This is a genomic window from uncultured Litoreibacter sp., from assembly GCF_947501785.1.
Classification (GTDB): domain Bacteria; phylum Pseudomonadota; class Alphaproteobacteria; order Rhodobacterales; family Rhodobacteraceae; genus Litoreibacter.
In genome coordinates this window covers 3,547,426-3,564,943 of the sequence record NZ_CANMXB010000001.1, presented here as the reverse complement: position 1 = coordinate 3,564,943, position 17,518 = coordinate 3,547,426, and the positions used below count along the sequence as shown (strand labels likewise).

Below are 17,518 nucleotides of genomic sequence, written 5' to 3'. Positions count from 1 at the left end.
AACCTAAGTCAAAAAGTCCGCCAAACCTTTCCGGATTGGCGGGCTAACTTTTTGGAATTGGATAAGGCGGTGGTTGAGCTAGCGCACAACCGCGCCGGGGTTCATGATCCCATTGGGGTCCAGCCCCGCCTTGATCGCCCGCATCGCGGCCAGTTTCGCCGGGTCGCCGTATTTCTGAAGGTCACCAACCTTCAAACGCCCGATCCCATGCTCCGCTGATATCGAGCCGCCCAACGCGTGGGTCAGATCATGCACAATCTCTTTCACCTTCGACCGCTCCGCTTCAAAATCCGCCCGGTTGCGGCCTTTGGGGGGAAACACATTGTAATGCAGGTTGCCGTCGCCAACATGTCCGAAGCAGTTGATCCGAAACTCCCCCAGCTGCGCGAGAGCCTGCCCGCCACGCTGGATGAATTCGGGGATGCGGGTAATTGGCACTGAAATGTCATGGCTGGATACCGAGCCAACACGACGGTTCGCCTCCGGAATATTCTCGCGGATGTTCCAGAACTCCTGACGCTGCGCCAAAGACTGCGCTATCATGCCGTCGCTGACCAAACCACGCTCCAGCGCCTCAGCGAACAAAGCTTCCAAAGCCGCCTCGGGATCTGCGCCGCCAAACGTTCCAACATCCACCAGCACCATCCATTCTGGCGCGGCTTCAAAAGGCACTCGCGTTTCCGGCCCGGTTTCTTTCAGAAAATCCAGACCCATGTGGTTGATCAGCTCAAAGGCCGACACCTGCTGTCCCAGTTGCTCCCCCGCAAGCGCCAGCAAATCCAGCGCTGCTTGCGGGTCGTTGACCACCATCAACGCGGCCCCTGCGCCCTCGGGCTTGGGGAACAGCTTCAAGCTGGCAGCTGTGATGATGCCCAGCGTCCCTTCCGCCCCGATCAGCAGATGCCGCAAATCGTAGCCTGTGTTGTTCTTGCGCAGAGGCGTCAGCCCGTTCCAGGTTGACCCGTCGGGCAGCACCGCCTCCAACCCCAGGCACAAGTCGCGCATATTGCCGTAGCGCAACACATTCACGCCACCTGCATTGGTGGCCAGGTTCCCCCCAATCCGGGCCGACCCTTGGGAAGCCAGCGTCAGCGGGAATACGCGGCCAACCTGATCTGCCGCGTCCTGCACGGATTGCAGGATTGCCCCGGCCTCGCAGACCAAGACATTCTCGACAGGGTTCACGTCGCGGATCGCGGTCATCCGCTCCATTGACACGATCACCGGCATGGGGCCGGTTTCGGCGACCTGCCCGCCGACCAAACCTGTGCCGCCGCCATAGGGAATGACGCCGACCTTGGCCGCGTTGCAGGCGGCGACTATTGCGGCGACTTCCCGTGTCGAAGACGGGGCCAGCAGCAATCCCCCTGCTCCTTTGTACCGCCCTCTAGGCTCTTCCAGATAGGCCGGGGTCAATTCGCGAAATGCCTCCGCCGGAAGGGCTTTTGCCAGCGTGCCGCGAAGGGCGTCGGAAACAGAATTTAACATGGGTCGAGATAGAACCACATCGCGCGTAGATGCAAACGCCTATTCAACCGGAGGGTTGTAGTAGGCGGGTCTCAAAACCATGACCGTGGGCCGGCGCGGCAGGCTGCGTGCGGATATTTCGATAAAACTGCTGTCGGGTTCGACTACATCGAACTCGTCGCCCATGCCGGCCAGAAAGCTGTTCAGCGAGATGCGCCCGAACCAATGCATCGGGATCACAACCGAGGACTTCAGCCGCTTCAGCACCCGCATCATCGTGGGCGTGTCCAGCGACAGCCCGCCATCAACCGCCGCCATCACCACATCGAGCCGCCCCAGCGCGGCGTATTGCGCGGCATCGGGTTCGTGATGCAAGTGGCCAAGATGCCCGATGCACAGCCCCGCGACCTCGAATACGAAGATGGAATTGCCGTCTTTCTCAACCCCGCCGCCAAATCGGCTGCGGATATCCGTGGGGACGTTGCGCACCAGCATCTCGCCCAGATCCAGATGGTGATCCGCCGCGCCACCGTGCTTCCAGCCTTCCAGCACGTGTGGGATCGCCGGGTCTGGAACGGAGGTCCAGTGGCTGCCATGCGCGTGGTTCATGGTGACCACATCGGGGATCAGGTCGATGCCACCGGTGTAGCCCACATAATCCGTCACCGCATTCAGCCCGCCAGCGGTTTGGATCAGGAACATCGCGTGATCAACGTAGGTCAGCCGAACCGTGTCTTGCGCCACCGGCTGCTGCCAATTGGCACGATGCACAAACGTCATCTGCGGCGAGGCGTCAGCCAAGGCAATGCAATGTGACGGGCGCCGGTCCTGAGCAACCGCCAGCGTGGGAATCATCAGTGCAATCGCGAGAAACATCCGCATAGAGGGATGCTACACCCAAGCAGCCAGAAATCGGAAATCACATCTTTCAGATTGGCCTAGCCCGCATCCGTCCGCCCCCGCCGGTCCATGCGCAGATTGGCGTAGAGCACGTGGTTGCGCCAGCGTCCCCCGATTTGCAGGTAGCTTTGGGCCACGCCCTCGTATTTGAACCCCGCCTTTTCCAGTACCCCGCGCGAGGCGGCGTTTTCTGGCAGGCAGGCTGCTTCCACGCGGCTCAGGTCCAGCGTTTTGAACGCGTAATGCACCAAACCGCCGATCGCTTCGTTCATGAAGCCCTGGCGCGAATGGCGTTGTCCGATCCAGTACCCCAAAGTACCCGCCTGCGCGGGACCACGGCGGATATTGTCCAACGTAATCGCGCCCAGCAGCGCGTTGTCCTCGCGGCGCAGCATGAAAACAGGCACCGCGCTGCCCGTGTTCAACGAACGCTGCGCCCAATATACGCGGTTGGTAAAGCTCTTGCGGGTCAGGTGGTCATTGGCCCAAACCGGCTCCCACGGCGTTAGAAATTCCGAGCTTTCCGCCCGCAAAGCGGCCCAATCGCGGTAGTCGCCATGCTGCGGCAGGCGCAATGTCATGCGCTCCGTTTCGATCCTGACTTTCTTTCGGGTGCGTAGCATCGTGGTCAGGCTGCCAGTTTCCCGGCCAGACTGTCCAGATCGCGTGCCTTGGACACCGGCCCATAAAGCGCCATGGCCGGGGCACCTCCGGAGGCCATTTGCGCCGCAAATGCCCGGACCTGCGCCACATCAACGGCGTCAATTTTGGCGACGGTTTCGGCCAGAGCGGGCACCCTGCCCCAGATGCCAACCAGTCGCGCAAGGCGTTCAGCCCGTGATGACGGGCTTTCCAGCCCCATCAATAGCCCCGCCTTCATTTGCGCACGCGCGCGATCCACCTCAGCGGTACCGAGGTCATCTGCCGCACGCTTCAGCTCGTCCACGGTCAGATCCGCAAGGCCCGCAATGTCGTCGCCAGAGGTGCCCGCATAGACTGTCATCATGCCCGTATCGGAATAGCTGCCAATCTGCGCAAAAATGGAATAGCAAAGGCCCCGCTTCTCCCGCGCCTCCTGGAACAAGCGGGACGACATGCCACCACCAAATGTCGAGGCGAAGATTTGCGCAGTGTAGAACGCGTCATCCCGGTAGCCCGGCGCTTCCAGAGCAAGCGTGAAATGGGCCTGCTCAAGGTCCTTGATCTCGCGCCGTTCCCCGCTGACAAACTTGGCAGGCTCTGCAACCAGAGCGGGACGCGCTGCCATATCCCCAAACAAGTCTTCCGCCATGCGTACAACTTCGTCGTGATCCACGGCCCCCGCGGCAGACAGGATCAATTGTCCTGGCCCGTAATGCTCGGACACGAAGCCCGACAGGTCGTCACGGCTGAAAGAGGAGACGCGTTCAGTCGGCCCCAGAATGGTGCGCCCGATGGGTTGGTCGGGATAGGCCGCTTCCTGCAACCAGTCAAACACCACATCGTCAGGCGTATCCAGAGACTGTCCGATTTCCTGCAAGATCACCCCGCGCTCAACTTCGATCTCGTTCGGATCGAATATGGGGTTGCGAAGAATGTCGGCAATAACGTCCAGCCCCAGCGCCACGTCCTCTTTCAAAACGCGGGCGTAGTAGGCGGTCACCTCGCGCGAGGTATAGGCGTTGATATAGCCGCCCACATCCTCGATCGCTTCCGCAATCTGCAGCGCGTTGCGCCGTTTGGTACCTTTGAAGGCCATATGCTCCAGAAAATGCGCGATGCCGTTCTGGCCCAGCCGCTCGTGCCGGCCACCGGCGCCGACCCAGATACCCACACTGGCGCTTTCCAGCCCCGGCATGTGTTCGGTCACCACACGAAAGCCGTTTGGCAAAGTGTGCAGGCGGGGTTCAGTTATCGCGTTCAAGCAGAGATCCTTTCGCGGATGATGGCTTGGATGGCGGCCACATCGCCTTTGACATGTGTAATGGTCTCGTCACGGTCGTACAAATCGGCCATCCGCGCAGGCAACGGAGGGTGGATGCCCGATGCATCCTCAACCGCTGCGGGAAACTTCGCCGGGTGCGCTGTCGCTAGTGTGATCATCGGCGTGTCACCCAAGTGATCTTGCGCGACGTGCACGCCCACTGCGGAATGCGGGCAGAGCAATTCGCCCATGGCACTATGCGCAGCTTTGATCATCGCGGAGGTCTGCGTTTCCGATACCCGACCAGATGCGTAGGTCTCTTTCAATGCCTGATACGCGCCTTGGCTGACTTTGAAAGAGCCATCGGCTTTCAGGCTGTCCATCTGTTCCGCAACGGCCTTGCCGTCTTGGCCATATGCGTAGAACAACGCGCGTTCAAAATTGGATGACACCTGAATGTCCATCGACGGGCTGATTGAGGGCTTCACCCCATCAGTGGTGTAGCTACCGGTTTCCAAGGTGCGATGCAGGATGTCATTTTGGTTGGTGGCAATCACGAGCTTCTCAATCGGCAGGCCCATCCGCTTGGCAATGTAGCCCGCAAAAATGTCGCCGAAATTGCCTGTGGGCACAGTGAAGCTGACCGCACGGTCCGGTGCTCCCAGCGACACGGCGGAGGAGAAGTAATACACCACCTGCGCCAGCACACGCGCCCAGTTGATGGAATTGACTCCGGCCAGCCTGACACCATCGCGGAACTCAAAGTCGTTGAACATGTCCTTCAACGCGCCTTGGCAGGTGTCGAAATCACCTTCAACGGCTAACGCATGCACGTTGCTTTCGGCAGAGGTCGTCATCTGGCGGCGTTGCACTTCGGACACCCGGCCGTCGGGGTACATGATGAATACGTCGACAGCGTCGAGGCCCTTGAAGGCTTCGATCGCCGCGGAGCCGGTGTCGCCCGAAGTCGCGCCGACGATGGTGACCCTTTCCCCGGACCGTGACAGCGCCGCCTGAAACAACTGCCCGATCAGTTGCATCGCGAAGTCCTTGAACGCGAGCGTGGGGCCGTGAAACAGTTCTAGCAGGAAATGGTTCGGCGCCAATTGTACCAAGGGCGCGCGCGCGTCGTGACCAAACCCTGCATAGGCCTTCGCGATGATCTCGCGGAATTCGGCATCGGTGAACGTATCTCCGATGAAGGGCCGCATGACCGTGAAAGCGATCTCTTCGTAAGACTGCCCGCGCATCGCCCGAATGTCGGTGTCCGACAAGGTTGGCACCGTTTCGGGCAAATACAGGCCCCCGTCGCGGGCGAGGCCCGTCAGCATGGCCTGTTCAAAACTCAGAACCGGTGCGTCTCCGCGTGTCGAGATGTAGCGCATTGGGGGGTCGTCCTCTAAACAGTCCGCTGCCTGATACGCCAAAGCAGATACGCTGTCATCCCCGCCCATGCCGCGCAGAGCAGAAACCATGTGATGGCGTATTGCAGGTGGTCGTTCGGGATACCCTGGGTGGTGACTGGTACCGGCTGTACGGCGGGCGTCGTTGCAGATGTCGCGCGGGCAACGATCAATAGCGGTTCGGTCCCCAGCGCATCCGCCATGGCATCCACGTCACGCGCGAACCAGATGTTGTTGGCCAAATCAGGATTTGGGGTGAAACTATCCACCTCATCAGGCCAATGAAGGTTCCCCTGAAGTCGTACCCCCGTCGCCGCACGGTCTTCATCTTTGCGAGGCGTCGGGACATAGCCTCGATCAACCAAGACAGTGCGGCCATCGGACGTGACAAACTTCGAAATGACCCGGTAGCCCGCGCCTTGGTGCTTGATTGAGAACAACACATGCAGCTCTTCGCCTGTGTGATCACCCGAGACCTCTACGGGCAGGTATCTCATTGGCATTGCGCTGAGCGCGCTTGGCAAAGGTACCGGCGTGGCCGCAATCTTGGCGTCGATCTCAGCCAGAACGCCTTGCTTCCACGCCAAGCGCTGCACCTGCCAAGTGCCAAGAGACAGCAATATTCCGCAGCCGATCAGGCCGAACAGAAGCGGGACAATCATGCGCGCAGACATTGGACCTCAATGCAAAAGCGCGAGGGGGTGACCCCTCGCGCGTAAAAAGTTTTTCGAAAAACTTTTCTCAATTTTCTTTCCAAGAAAATTAGCCGCCCCAGATGTAGACCGCGGCGAACAGGAACAACCAGACCACATCCACGAAATGCCAGTACCAGGCAGCCGCCTCAAAGCCGACATGCCGCTCTTGGGTGAAGTGGCCGGCGCGAGCCCGCATGTAGCAGACGAACAGGAAGATGGTGCCGATGACCACGTGGAAGCCGTGAAAGCCCGTCGCCATGAAGAAGTTGGCACCGTAGATGTTGCCGGAGAAACCGAAGGCCGCGTGGCTGTATTCGTAAGCCTGGAATGCGGTAAACAGGATACCCAGAAGCACCGCGATGATTAGGCCGGATTTCAGATCCTTCCGGTTATTTTCATGCGCCAATGCATGGTGCGCCCAGGTCGCCGCAGCACCGGAACACAGCAGGATCAGCGTGTTGATCAGTGGCAGGTGCCATGGGTCAAATGTCTCAATCCCCGCAGGCGGCCAGACGCCATCCACCATCGGGCTGTTTTCGCCCATCGGGTACATCGCATGTTTGAAGAAAGACCAGAACCACGCCACGAAGAACATGACCTCGGACATAATGAAGAAGATGAAACCGTAGCGCAGCCCGATGCGGACAACCGGTGTGTGGTCACCCACCTGGCTTTCCTCAACCACGTCGGACCACCAGCTGAACATCACGTAAAGCACCAGCGCCAGGCCCATCAGGCCCAGGAACGGTGTGCCGCCCTTCATCCAGATGACAGAGCCGGACAGCATGACAAACGCGCCAACAGCCCCCAGAAACGGGTTAATGGAAGGTGGCAGGATGTGGTAGTCGTGGTTCTTAGCGTGTGCCATTGGTGTCCCTCGGTTTGGACCTTAGTTGATGTCGTTGTTTTCGTCGGAAACAGGCGCGATGTCCAGCGCGGCCTGCGTGTCCTCCAACGGAATTTCGTAGAATGTGTAGCTCAGCGTGATGGCATCAATGTATTTGCCGTCGCGGTCGTCGACGATCTCAGGGTCCACATAGAAGGTCACCGGCATCTGCACCCGCTCGCCGGGCTGCAGCACCTGCTCTTCAAAGCAGAAACAGTCGATTTTGGTAAAAAAGCCGCCCGCCGTGAACGGGAACACGTTGTAGCTGGCCGACCCGGCGATGGGGCGGTTCGTCGGGTTATACGCCTCGTAGAAAGCCAGCCCGGTTTCGCCGATGCGGATTTCCATCTCGCGCTCAACCGGTTTGAACTCCCACGCCATTTCAGACGTCAGTGACCCGTCAAAGCGCACCTTGATCGTCTGGTCCAGAATGACGTCAGACGCGGCATCCGCCTCCAGCGTTGCCCCGCCATATCCGGTGACGCGGCAGAACCAGTCGTACAAAGGCACCGACGCAAAGGACAGGCCCACCATGGTGAACACCATGGCGCAAAGCATCGTCAGCGTGCGTTTAGCCGGGTCCATCTTGGAGAACATCAGTTGCCCTCCCCAATTGGGACAAGCTCGGGGCGCACCACATGGTCGAACCCTTGGTTCAGGCCACCGTTGGTGATCTTCACATAGGTCAGGCCAAACACGATAAACACGAAGCAGGCCAACGTGATGGCCACGCCCGCATTCCGCGAAAAGCGGCGCTTGTGTATCTCGTGTTCCGCGCGCGGGGCCGCCATCACCACGCCCCCATTCCGAAGCCTTGCACCCAGATCGCTTGCAACAGCAACGCGCCGAAGCTTGCGAAAAGGTAGGTCAGGGAGAAGCGGAAGTACTTCTTTTCGGCCTTGTAACCATCGGCATCCGCAATCGCGTCATCGCGCTGCCACAGCTGCCACGCGCCGTAGACAAACTTCGCGTTCAGATACAGCGCCGCCACCAGATAGATCCAGCCGCCGATAGAGGTGAACGCCGCATAAACCGCCAGCGGCGCCAGCAACGCGGCATAGGCCAGAATATGGGTCCGGGTGACGCGCTTGCCGTGGGTCACGGTCAGCATCGGCACACCTGCCTTGGTGTAATCCTCATTCATGAACAGCGACAGCGCCCAGAAATGCGGCGGCGTCCACATGAAGATGATGGCAAACATCAAAACGCTTTCGACCGACACGCCACCTGTGGCCACGGCCCAGCCAATCATCGGAGGGAAAGCACCGGCTGCGCCACCGATGACAATGTTCTGCGGCGTCCAGCGTTTCAGCCACATTGTGTAGATGACGGCGTAAAAGAAGATGGTGAAGGCTAGAATTCCCGCAGCGACCCAGTTGGCCGCAAGGCCCAGCATCACAACGGCAATCGCCGACAGCCAAAGCCCGATGGTCAGCGCCTCGCCTTTGGTCACCTTGCCCGCAGGGACGGGGCGGCGGGACGTGCGCTTCATAATGGCGTCGATGTCGTGGTCATACCACATGTTCAGCGCGCCGGACGCGCCGCCGCCCAGGGCAATGAACAGGATTGCGACGAAGGCCACAAACGGGTGCACATAGACAGGCGCCACAAAGACTCCAACGGCGGCGGTGAAGACCACCAAAGACATAACCCGAGGCTTCAGCAGCGCGACGTAATCGCCGAACTGCGCTTCATCCTCATAGTTGCCTAGATTTTGGGTTGCGTCTGTCATGGATATATAGGGCGGGGTTCACCCCGCCGCTCCCGTCTTATTTGGATGCGACTTGGATCGAAGGGGCCACAGGCGCGATACCTGCATATTCTTCTTTTGCTCCAGCCAGCCACGCGGCGTATGCCTCCTCCGACACCACTTTGACGGTGATTGGCATGTAAGCGTGCGCTTGCCCGCAGAGTTCCGAACACTGGCCAAAGAAGATGCCTTCCTGCTCAGGGGTGAACCAAAGCTGCGCCAAACGGCCGGGAACGCCGTCCTGCTTCACCCCAAAGGATGGGATGGTCCAGGAGTGGATCACGTCAGCGGCGGTGACCTGCATCACGATGGTTTTGCCGACTGGCACAACCACCGCAGTGTCCGTGGCCAGCAGGAATTCCTGATCGCTGTAGCCGGCATCCGCCAGTTCAGCCGACACGTCAGGGGTCAGGCGGTTTTCGCCAGCGCCAATCATGAAGCTGTCAAAGCCGAAGCCCTCGTCGACATATTCGTAGCCCCAGTACCATTGGTAGCCGGTCGCTTTGATCACAATGTCGCCTTCAGGGATGCGCTGCTGCTTGAACAGAACCGGGATTGAGAACGCGCCGATGACCACCAGAATGATGATTGGGATGATCGTCCACGCCACCTCGATTGTGGAGTTGTGGGTGAAGGTCTTTGGCGTCGGGTTGCGCTTGGCGGCGAATTTGAAGGCCGCGTAAGCCATCAACGCCGTCACAAACAGGGTGATAATTGTGATGATGACAAAGACAAAATTGTCCAGCCAGTGGATGTCCCGTGCCAGCTCGGTCGTGGCGGGCTGGAAGGCGATGCCATCCGCATGAGGCGCGCCGATGATCTCAAGGTCGCCCAAAGGATTGTCGATATTGGACTGCGCCCAAGCGGCACCTGCCATGGAAAGAGAGGCCAGAGCACCCAGAATCGTCGAAATTCGCATAGTATTTTCCCTGCTATTCGGGGCGCGCCGCTCGTGGCACGGAATCCCCCGTTGCGTCTGCCGCTGTCAAAACCATATTAGTGGCTGCGGGGCAAGGCTCTCGCGCACTCTCGCGCTACCTTGCCGCAGGCAAATGTGCCCAAATCTGATGGAGACACCCCAATGGCCCTCAAAATGGACGCGTTCACCCCGTTCGAGACGATGCTTGATCAGGATCGGGCGCTACAAATCCTGCGCGCAGCCACCGACGGCGCTGATGATGGCGAGCTATTTCTGGAACGCAAACGCGGCGAGGTGTTCGCCTTTGACGATGGCCGGTTGAAAACGGCCTCTTACGACGCCTCCGAAGGGTTCGGACTGCGCGCCGTGAAAGGCGAGACCGCCGGTTACGCCCATGCCACCGAGATTTCTGAGCAGGCCTTGCTGCGCGCCTCGGAAACCGCGCGTCTGGCTGTGGGCGCGGGTGGTGCGACATTGGCCGCAGGCCCGCAGGCCACCAACCGCAAACTCTATACCGACGAAAACCCGATGGACGGCGCGTCATTCACCGCCAAGGTCGACACGCTGAAAGAGATGGATGCGTTTGCGCGGGGCCTGGATGAGCGCGTCGTGCAGGTGTCGGCCTCCCTTGCCGCGTCCCATCAACAGGTTGCCATCCTGCGCCCGGACGGCACTCTCGTTTATGATGACCGCCCAATGACCCGCATCAACGTCTCGGTCATCGCCGAAAAAGACGGCCGGCGCGAAAGCGGGAACGCGGGCGGCGGCGGCCGGGACTTGCTGACGCCCTTGATGGACCGGTCCCATTGGGAAGGATTGGTCCGCGAGGCGTTGCGCATCGCTTTGGTCAACCTCGATGCGGTCCCAGCGCCGGCGGGCGTGATGGATGTGGTGCTTGGCCCGGGTTGGCCCGGCATCCTGCTGCACGAGGCGATTGGCCACGGGCTGGAAGGCGACTTCAACCGCAAGAAAACATCTGCCTTCGCAGGCCTGATGGGTGAGCAGATCGCCGCCAAAGGCGTCACCGTGCTGGATGACGGCACCATCCCGGACCGGCGCGGGTCCATCACCGTGGATGACGAAGGCACGCCTTCGGGCAAGAACACCCTTATCGAAGACGGCATTCTGGTCGGCTACATGCAGGACCGCCAAAACGCGCGGCTGATGGGGGTCGATCCCACCGGCAACGGGCGGCGCGAATCCTATGCACACCCACCGATGCCCCGGATGACCAACACCTACATGCTGGGAGGCAACGCAGAGCCCGAGGCCATCGTCAAAGACCTCAAAGACGGCATCTATGCAGTGGGATTTGGCGGCGGGCAGGTTGACATCACCAATGGCAAATTTGTCTTCTCCTGCACCGAAGCCTACCGCGTTCGCAACGGTGTCGTGGGCGAAGCGGTCAACGGGGCAACTCTTATTGGTGACGGCGCCACGGCGCTGAAACATATCCAGGCAATAGGCAACGATATGGCGTTGGACCCCGGCATGGGGAATTGTGGCAAGCAGGGCCAATGGGTGCCAGTGGGCGTCGGCCAACCAACGCTGAAAATCGGCGGCCTGACCGTTGGAGGAAGCCAGACATGACGTTGCGCCGCGCGACCGAGGACGATTTTGCACCGCTGACCGTCCTTTGGGCTGAGGGTTGGGATGCAGGTCATTTGAAACACGCGCCCAAGGCGCTGGCAAAGCTGCGAACCGCCGCCAGCTTTCATATGCGGCTGCGCAACTTTGGCGATGACCTGATGGTCACCGGTGAGCGTGGCGCGCCGACAGGGTTTGTGGCCTTCAAGGGAGATCATATCGACCAGTTCTATGTCCGACTGGACCAACGCGGTACCGGGCTCGCGGCTCAGTTGATGCAAGCCGCGGAGGCCGAGCTCATGAACCGAGGCTACCAAGTCGGCGTGCTGGACTGCGCCACAAAGAACGAGCGTGCCCGCGCCTTCTACGAAAAGGCAGGATGGGTTGAGCGTGGCATTGAAGAAATCACCGTGGATACGTCGGCCGGTCCGTTCACGCTCCGCGCGCATGTCTATGAGAAGCCGCTGCGAAACACGGATTGATTCTGCATTGCCTTACAGATGGTTAAAAACACGTCGAGTTAGCCGCATTCACCTCGCCATTTATGGGGAGTGGGCACAATTGGCGACACTGCCTGGGGCATGTTTTTTCTTCGCGCAATCAGTACGTTGAGATTTTTTTCCCCGCGTCAATTTGTCATTCACACTCCCTTAATCTCTGAGGCCCAAATATTGCCTCACTGATCAGATGGAGTTTCAGATGGCCAGCGACCTGCTGTCTACCCCACCCCCCCTCGCACCCCCCAAGACATGGGACGCGACGGTCAGCTGGCTCCGTCTGATCAGATCCCACCGCGTCGGACCAACCACGTTTTTCCGACTGCTTGCGGAACATGGCACGGCTGAAGCCGCGCTGCAGGCTCTTCCCGCCATTGCCGGGAAGGCCGGGGTTGCGAAATATGCGCCCTTTTCTGCCAAAGCAGCTGAACAGGAACTGAAGATCGGCAAACGCATAGGGGCAACCCTGGTTTGCTACGGCGCGGCGGGATACCCTGCCTTGCTTGCGGAGATCACCGACCCGCCCCCGCTGATATGGGCGATTGGCGATGTTTCACTCACGGAACGGCCGGCCATTGCATTGGTCGGCGCACGCAACGCCTCTTCGCTTGGCACGCGTATGGCGACATCTTTGGCAACCGGGTTGGGCGAGGCAGGGTTCACCATCGCCTCCGGACTGGCACGCGGCATCGACACCGCGGCGCATTTGGCCACGCTGGACACCGGCACTGTGGCCATCCAGGCGGGCGGCGTGGACGTGACTTACCCCAAAGAAAACGCCGCTTTGCACGACCAAATCGCCAAATCCGGCCTGCGGCTGTCCGAACAACCCTTGGGGATGGAGCCCATCGCACGCCACTTCCCCCGTCGCAATCGCATCATTTCGGGCATGTCGCGCGCCGTCGTGGTGGTGGAGGCCGCCGCCAAATCCGGTTCGTTGATCACCGCGCGTGAGGCGCTGGATCAGGGTCGCGATGTGCTGGCCGTACCGGGCCACCCGTTCGACGCCCGCGCGGCAGGCTGCAACATGCTGATCCGTGACGGCGCCGCATTGGTCCGCTCAAGCAAAGACATTTTGGAGGCGCTCGCCAAACCGCAACCCAAAGCTGCGCCAAAAACGCCACGAAAGAGGCCGGTCCACAATGCAGGCCCGGCCCACGCGCAAATTTTGGGGCTTTTGGGCCCGACGCCCGTTGCCGAAGATCAGCTGATCCGCGATCTCGACGTGCATCCTGATCTGGTGACGCCGCAATTGCTGGCACTGGAACTGGAAGGAAAAATCACACGTCAGGCTGGAGGACTTCTCAGCCGCCTTTGACGCGCATCAGCGACAGGGCGATGCCGCCGAGCACCACAAGGCTTCCCAGTACAGTCGGCACCGTCACCGCCTCGCCCAGCAGCAAAACACCCCCGACCAGCGCGATGACCGGCACGCTCAGCTGCGCAACGCCTGCCACGCTGGCATGCAGCTTCGGAAGCACCATGTACCACAGCGCATAGCCTAAGGCGGAGGTGATCCCGCCCGACAAAATCGCCATGGTGATGCCAAACGCATTCGGTGTTTCGATCCCGGTTGGGATCAGCGTCAGCGCGACCAAAGGCACCGACCACAGAAAATTCAGTCCCGTGGCTTGCAAGGGGTTCGCCACGCCACGCCCAATCAACGAATAGATGCCCCAACCCAAAGCCGCCAAAGCCATGAAGGCCACGTCCAGCTGCGCACCGCCATGCGTGGCCACGCCACCCACGATCCAACACAGCCCAAGCAAAGCCATTCCCATGCCAACCCACCGCATCGCGGGCACCCGTTCACCCAAAACAAGCGCCCCTGCGAACATGGTCACCTGAACGCCGCCAAACAGGATCAATGCGCCCAAGCCCGCGTCCAGCCCGATATATGCCTGACTGAACCCCACCAGATATGCCGTTAGCCCCAGCACGCCCCAAAAACTGGGCCACGCCCGCAGCGTACCGCCCTGGACCAGGACCAGAACCGCCAAAACGGCAGACCCCGCGACCACACGCACAAATGCAAACATCTCGGCGGTGATCGCGCCCGACGCGACTCCAACCCGGTTGAGCAGTGAATTGGCGGCAAAAGCTGCCATGGTCAGCGCGACAAGAAGAAACAATTTCATGTCCGCACCCTTTGCCAACTTGGCGCTTCGGCGCAATGGCGAAAGATGATTTTGGCGGGAACGTGACTTGCGCTAGGATACATATATCTCGGCAGGAGCCAGACCATGGAGAAAGTCACAGGAATTGGCGGGTTCTTCTTCCGCTCCCACGATCAAGCCGCGCTTCGGCACTGGTACAGCACCCATCTTGGGATCGACCCGACGCCAACGGATTATGAAAGCCCGTGCTGGCGGTCCGGCGGCGGGGCCACCGTCTTTGAACCATTCGCCCACGACACCGGGTATTTCGGCGCCCCGCAAAACCAATGGATGATCAATTTCAGGGTCCGCGACCTCGATGCCATGATGGCGCAGCTGAACGCGGCCGGTATCGAGGTGTCTTTCGAAGGCGATGAGCCAAACGGGCGGTTTGCACTGCTCTCCGACCCGGAAGGCAACCGCATTCAGCTGTGGCAGCCCATTGGCAATTCAGCAGAAATGGAGGAGAAACCCTAGTCCTGCGCCGCAAAGGCCTTCGGGTAGACCAGCCTTTCCACGGGCACGGTCATTTCAGGCGCGGCCAGCAACGTATTCTCGGTACCAAAGGGCGATGTCAGCCGCGCGGCCCGCGTCGCCAGAAACCCGCAACGGCGATAGAATTTGCCGTCGCCCACCACGATCATGGTGCGGCCAAGCCCCTTGGTCAGCTCGTCCACGATGCCCTTCACCATGAAATGGCCGCGCCCCTGCCCTTGCCAGTCCGGGTGGACGGCAACGGGCGCAAGGCAGAGCCAACCTTCCGGCTCCACAAACCTCGAAACCGCCAGATAGCCGGCCGCTTCCTCGCCCCATGGCATGATCACCTCGCGGTAAATCGCCTTTTCCGCGCGCAGATCATGAAGCAGCTGGACCTCTGCAGATGCTCCAAAAGCGGCCTCCAACAGCCGGTCAATCGCGGCGTGGTCGTCTTCGCGCGCTTCTCTGGTAAAACTTGGATCCATCTGCTTGGCCCTCAACAGCGGTCTTGGCGCCCGTTTGCTCGGGCTGCTTTGCCGCAGTTTGGAACAGTGGCGGCCCATTTGGCAATCCCCCAGCCAAATCACTGCAAACGAAAAGAGCGGCCCGCAGGCCGCTCTTCCCAATCTTTCGTGTCAGCGTGACGCCACCAAATCCCGAAGGATTTGATCTTACATCATGCCGCCCATGCCGCCCATGTCGGGCATGCCGCCAGGTGCGCCGCCGCCGTCTTTCGACGGAGCGTCTGCCACCATGGCTTCCGTGGTGATCAGCAGCGCCGCAACCGATGCTGCATCCTGCAACGCGGTACGAACAACTTTCGCCGGGTCAATCACGCCGAATTTGAACATGTCGCCATATTCTTCGGTCTGCGCGTTGAAACCAAAGGCTGCGTCGGAGGATTCGCGGATTTTGCCCGCAACAACCGCACCGTCGACACCAGCGTTTTCAGCGATCTGACGCAGCGGGGCCTCGATGGCCTTGCGCACGATGTTGATGCCGACACTCTGGTCGTTGTTGTCGCCTTCCAGGCCGTCCAGCGCTTTTGCACCTTGAACCAGAGCAACACCACCACCCACAACGATGCCCTCTTGGACAGCGGCGCGGGTTGCGTTCAGTGCGTCGTCAACGCGGTCTTTGCGCTCTTTGACTTCCACTTCGGTCATGCCGCCGACACGGATCACAGCAACACCGCCTGCCAGTTTGGCAACGCGCTCTTGCAGCTTCTCACGGTCGTAGTCGGATGTGGTTTCTTCGATCTGCTGGCGGATTTGAGCCACACGTGCTTCGATTTCCGCTTTCGATCCGGCACCGTCGACGATGGTGGTTTCGTCCTTGGTGATCTGAACCTTCTTGGCGGTGCCAAGCATGTCCATGGTGACCGATTCCAGCTTCATACCCAGATCTTCGGAAATCACTTGGCCGCCGGTCAGGATCGCGATGTCTTGCAGCATGGCTTTGCGGCGGTCGCCGAAGCCTGGGGCTTTGACAGCCGCGATTTTCAGGCCGCCACGCAGTTTGTTCACAACCAAAGTCGCCAGGGCTTCGCCCTCAACGTCTTCCGCGATGATCATCAGCGGTTTGCCGGACTGAATAACCGATTCCAGCAGCGGAACCATTGGCTGCAGCGACGAGAGCTTCTTCTCGTGCAGCAGGATCAACGCGTCGTCCAGCTCGGTGGTCATTTTCTCAGGGTTGGTCACGAAGTAAGGCGACAGGTAGCCACGGTCGAACTGCATGCCTTCGACAACATCGGTTTCTGTTTCCAGACCTTTGTTCTCTTCAACGGTGATAACACCTTCGTTGCCGACTTTTTGCATGGCACCTGCGATTTGGGAGCCGATTTCAGCTTCGCCATTGGCGGAGATGGTACCAACCTGGGCAACTTCGTCGCTGTCATTGACAGGGCGGGCCGCCGCTTTGATGGCCTCGACCACTTTCGAGGTCGCCAAGTCGATGCCGCGCTTCAGGTCCATCGGATTCATGCCAGCGGCAACCGATTTCAGACCTTCACGGACGATGGCTTGCGCCAGGACCGTTGCGGTGGTTGTGCCGTCGCCGGCTTCGTCATTGGTACGCGAGGCCACTTCTTTGACCATTTGTGCGCCCATGTTTTCGAACTTGTCTTCCAGCTCGATTTCCTTGGCCACGGATACACCGTCTTTGGTGATGCGCGGTGCGCCGAAGGATTTGTCCAGAACCACGTTGCGGCCTTTTGGGCCCAGCGTGACTTTGACAGCGTCAGCCAGAATGTTGACGCCTTTCAGCATCTTGTTCCGGGCTTCCGTGTCGAATTTGACGTCTTTAGCAGCCATTTTCATGTGCTCCTTAGAATTTCAGAATTTAGGTAAAGCCGTAGGGTGCGTGATTTCACGCGCCATCGATCAGGACAGGATGCCCAGAACGTCGCTTTCTTTCATGATCAGCAGCTCTTTGCCGTCGACGGTGACTTCCGTGCCGGACCATTTGCCGAACAGGATTTTGTCGCCTTCTTTGACGGCCATCGGGATCAGTTCGCCCGAGTCTTTGCGTGCGCCTTCACCAGCAGCAACGATAACGCCCTCTGCAGGCTTCTCTTTTGCGCTTTCAGGAATGATCAGACCACCGGCGGTCTTTTCGTCGCTCTCTACACGTTCTACGAGGACGCGGTCGTGAAGCGGTTTCAATGCCATCTTTGTAGCTCCCAGCTCAAAGTTAGTTCCACTTGGCCTCCATCTGAGGCCGTTAGCACTCACCAATGTCGAGTGCTAACGCAGCGTAGCTAAGGAGCAAGCGCCGCTGAGTCAACAGTCTCCCGCCGAAAATTCGCGACGCTTCACCACTCTTCGAACTCGGGGCGGCCCATGGCAAGCATTTCTCTCTCCAACACGCGCGGCAA

At 59.9% G+C, this 17,518-nt stretch carries 19 protein-coding genes; 4 read left to right on the top strand and 15 right to left on the bottom strand.

The genetic code is table 11. From position 1 onward, the window contains the following. Positions 1 to 78: 78 nt before the first annotated feature. From Q0899_RS17780 to coxB, 11 genes are all read right to left on the bottom strand, one after another. Positions 79 to 1,488 carry an FAD-binding oxidoreductase gene (locus Q0899_RS17780; RefSeq protein WP_299194586.1) on the bottom strand — a complete coding sequence of 470 codons (1,410 nt, stop codon included), beginning with the start codon at positions 1,486 to 1,488 and terminating at the stop codon, positions 79 to 81. Positions 1,489 to 1,527: 39 nt separating this feature from the next. Continuing rightward, positions 1,528 to 2,349 (bottom strand): MBL fold metallo-hydrolase, encoded by an 822-nt coding sequence (locus tag Q0899_RS17775; protein ID WP_299194583.1) that lies wholly within the window; start codon positions 2,347 to 2,349, stop codon positions 1,528 to 1,530. 56 nt (positions 2,350 to 2,405) lie between these two features. After that, positions 2,406 to 2,990, bottom strand: coding sequence for a GNAT family protein (locus Q0899_RS17770; RefSeq protein WP_298298535.1), 585 nt, complete (start codon positions 2,988 to 2,990; stop codon positions 2,406 to 2,408). Positions 2,991 to 2,995: 5 nt separating this feature from the next. Then, positions 2,996 to 4,270: a pitrilysin family protein gene (locus Q0899_RS17765; RefSeq protein ID WP_299194580.1), complete on the bottom strand. Its 1,275-nt coding sequence runs from the start codon at positions 4,268 to 4,270 to the stop codon at positions 2,996 to 2,998. Beyond that, a complete protein-coding gene (gene thrC, locus Q0899_RS17760) occupies positions 4,267 to 5,655 on the bottom strand; it encodes a threonine synthase (RefSeq protein WP_299194576.1) in 1,389 nt (462 codons plus the stop codon). The genes Q0899_RS17765 and thrC overlap by 4 nt, the downstream gene beginning before the upstream one ends. Positions 5,656 to 5,669: 14 nt before the next feature. Beyond that, positions 5,670 to 6,347 carry an SURF1 family protein gene (locus Q0899_RS17755; RefSeq protein ID WP_298298529.1) on the bottom strand — a complete coding sequence of 226 codons (678 nt, stop codon included), beginning with the start codon at positions 6,345 to 6,347 and terminating at the stop codon, positions 5,670 to 5,672. Between the two features lie 88 nt (positions 6,348 to 6,435). Further along, entirely contained in the window at positions 6,436 to 7,236 is an 801-nt protein-coding gene (locus Q0899_RS17750; protein ID WP_298298523.1) for a cytochrome c oxidase subunit 3, read from the bottom strand. A 21-nt stretch (positions 7,237 to 7,257) separates the two neighbouring features. After that, positions 7,258 to 7,851 carry a cytochrome c oxidase assembly protein gene (locus Q0899_RS17745; RefSeq protein ID WP_298298518.1) on the bottom strand — a complete coding sequence of 198 codons (594 nt, stop codon included), beginning with the start codon at positions 7,849 to 7,851 and terminating at the stop codon, positions 7,258 to 7,260. Next, a complete protein-coding gene (locus tag Q0899_RS17740; RefSeq protein WP_298298514.1) occupies positions 7,851 to 8,045 on the bottom strand; it encodes a hypothetical protein in 195 nt (64 codons plus the stop codon). Before Q0899_RS17740 ends, Q0899_RS17745 begins: the two co-directional genes overlap by 1 nt. After that, a complete protein-coding gene (cyoE, locus tag Q0899_RS17735) occupies positions 8,045 to 8,986 on the bottom strand; it encodes a heme o synthase (RefSeq protein WP_299194571.1) in 942 nt (313 codons plus the stop codon). Before cyoE ends, Q0899_RS17740 begins: the two co-directional genes overlap by 1 nt. Before the next feature lie 37 nt (positions 8,987 to 9,023). Then, on the bottom strand, positions 9,024 to 9,923 hold the full coding sequence (gene coxB / locus Q0899_RS17730) for a cytochrome c oxidase subunit II (RefSeq protein ID WP_298360058.1): 900 nt from the start codon (positions 9,921 to 9,923) through the stop codon (positions 9,024 to 9,026). Between the two features lie 162 nt (positions 9,924 to 10,085). Between coxB and tldD the strand changes: the two genes are divergently transcribed. From tldD to dprA, 3 genes are all read left to right on the top strand, one after another. Beyond that, positions 10,086 to 11,513 (top strand): metalloprotease TldD, encoded by a 1,428-nt coding sequence (tldD, locus tag Q0899_RS17725; RefSeq protein WP_299194567.1) that lies wholly within the window; start codon positions 10,086 to 10,088, stop codon positions 11,511 to 11,513. Beyond that, the gene (locus tag Q0899_RS17720; protein ID WP_298298499.1) at positions 11,510 to 11,992 is read left to right on the top strand and encodes a GNAT family N-acetyltransferase; all 483 of its coding nucleotides are present in this window, start codon (positions 11,510 to 11,512) and stop codon (positions 11,990 to 11,992) included. Before tldD ends, Q0899_RS17720 begins: the two co-directional genes overlap by 4 nt. Positions 11,993 to 12,209: 217 nt before the next feature. Next, positions 12,210 to 13,325 (top strand): DNA-processing protein DprA, encoded by a 1,116-nt coding sequence (gene dprA, locus Q0899_RS17715; RefSeq protein WP_299194564.1) that lies wholly within the window; start codon positions 12,210 to 12,212, stop codon positions 13,323 to 13,325. Here the strand turns inward: dprA and Q0899_RS17710 are convergent. Then, the gene (locus Q0899_RS17710; protein WP_299194561.1) at positions 13,312 to 14,145 is read right to left on the bottom strand and encodes a DMT family transporter; all 834 of its coding nucleotides are present in this window, start codon (positions 14,143 to 14,145) and stop codon (positions 13,312 to 13,314) included. The genes dprA and Q0899_RS17710 overlap by 14 nt on opposite strands. Before the next feature lie 105 nt (positions 14,146 to 14,250). Between Q0899_RS17710 and Q0899_RS17705 the strand changes: the two genes are divergently transcribed. Next, positions 14,251 to 14,640 (top strand): VOC family protein, encoded by a 390-nt coding sequence (locus tag Q0899_RS17705; protein WP_298298487.1) that lies wholly within the window; start codon positions 14,251 to 14,253, stop codon positions 14,638 to 14,640. Here the strand turns inward: Q0899_RS17705 and Q0899_RS17700 are convergent. From Q0899_RS17700 to Q0899_RS17690, 3 genes are all read right to left on the bottom strand, one after another. Continuing rightward, the gene (locus tag Q0899_RS17700; RefSeq protein WP_299194558.1) at positions 14,637 to 15,125 is read right to left on the bottom strand and encodes a GNAT family N-acetyltransferase; all 489 of its coding nucleotides are present in this window, start codon (positions 15,123 to 15,125) and stop codon (positions 14,637 to 14,639) included. The genes Q0899_RS17705 and Q0899_RS17700 overlap by 4 nt on opposite strands. 186 nt (positions 15,126 to 15,311) lie before the next feature. Further along, entirely contained in the window at positions 15,312 to 16,955 is a 1,644-nt protein-coding gene (gene groL / locus Q0899_RS17695) for a chaperonin GroEL (RefSeq protein WP_298298481.1), read from the bottom strand. Positions 16,956 to 17,024: 69 nt separating this feature from the next. Further along, positions 17,025 to 17,312, bottom strand: coding sequence for a co-chaperone GroES (locus tag Q0899_RS17690; RefSeq protein ID WP_298298478.1), 288 nt, complete (start codon positions 17,310 to 17,312; stop codon positions 17,025 to 17,027). Positions 17,313 to 17,518: the final 206 nt, after the last annotated feature.

What these genes read in the sequence shown, in the direction of transcription:
- Q0899_RS17780 (WP_299194586.1), bottom strand. Translation starts at nt 1,488, where the DNA reads ATGTTAAATTCTGTTTCCGACGCCCTTCGCGGCACGCTGGCAAAAGCC.
- Q0899_RS17775 (WP_299194583.1), bottom strand. Translation starts at nt 2,349, where the DNA reads ATGCGGATGTTTCTCGCGATTGCACTGATGATTCCCACGCTGGCGGTT.
- Q0899_RS17770 (WP_298298535.1), bottom strand. Translation starts at nt 2,990, where the DNA reads ATGCTACGCACCCGAAAGAAAGTCAGGATCGAAACGGAGCGCATGACA.
- thrC (WP_299194576.1), bottom strand. Translation starts at nt 5,655, where the DNA reads ATGCGCTACATCTCGACACGCGGAGACGCACCGGTTCTGAGTTTTGAA.
- Q0899_RS17755 (WP_298298529.1), bottom strand. Translation starts at nt 6,347, where the DNA reads ATGTCTGCGCGCATGATTGTCCCGCTTCTGTTCGGCCTGATCGGCTGC.
- Q0899_RS17750 (WP_298298523.1), bottom strand. Translation starts at nt 7,236, where the DNA reads ATGGCACACGCTAAGAACCACGACTACCACATCCTGCCACCTTCCATT.
- Q0899_RS17745 (WP_298298518.1), bottom strand. Translation starts at nt 7,851, where the DNA reads ATGTTCTCCAAGATGGACCCGGCTAAACGCACGCTGACGATGCTTTGC.
- Q0899_RS17740 (WP_298298514.1), bottom strand. Translation starts at nt 8,045, where the DNA reads ATGGCGGCCCCGCGCGCGGAACACGAGATACACAAGCGCCGCTTTTCG.
- cyoE (WP_299194571.1), bottom strand. Translation starts at nt 8,986, where the DNA reads ATGACAGACGCAACCCAAAATCTAGGCAACTATGAGGATGAAGCGCAG.
- coxB (WP_298360058.1), bottom strand. Translation starts at nt 9,923, where the DNA reads ATGCGAATTTCGACGATTCTGGGTGCTCTGGCCTCTCTTTCCATGGCA.
- tldD (WP_299194567.1), top strand. Translation starts at nt 10,086, where the DNA reads ATGGCCCTCAAAATGGACGCGTTCACCCCGTTCGAGACGATGCTTGAT.
- Q0899_RS17720 (WP_298298499.1), top strand. Translation starts at nt 11,510, where the DNA reads ATGACGTTGCGCCGCGCGACCGAGGACGATTTTGCACCGCTGACCGTC.
- dprA (WP_299194564.1), top strand. Translation starts at nt 12,210, where the DNA reads ATGGCCAGCGACCTGCTGTCTACCCCACCCCCCCTCGCACCCCCCAAG.
- Q0899_RS17710 (WP_299194561.1), bottom strand. Translation starts at nt 14,145, where the DNA reads ATGAAATTGTTTCTTCTTGTCGCGCTGACCATGGCAGCTTTTGCCGCC.
- Q0899_RS17705 (WP_298298487.1), top strand. Translation starts at nt 14,251, where the DNA reads ATGGAGAAAGTCACAGGAATTGGCGGGTTCTTCTTCCGCTCCCACGAT.
- Q0899_RS17700 (WP_299194558.1), bottom strand. Translation starts at nt 15,125, where the DNA reads ATGGATCCAAGTTTTACCAGAGAAGCGCGCGAAGACGACCACGCCGCG.
- groL (WP_298298481.1), bottom strand. Translation starts at nt 16,955, where the DNA reads ATGGCTGCTAAAGACGTCAAATTCGACACGGAAGCCCGGAACAAGATG.
- Q0899_RS17690 (WP_298298478.1), bottom strand. Translation starts at nt 17,312, where the DNA reads ATGGCATTGAAACCGCTTCACGACCGCGTCCTCGTAGAACGTGTAGAG.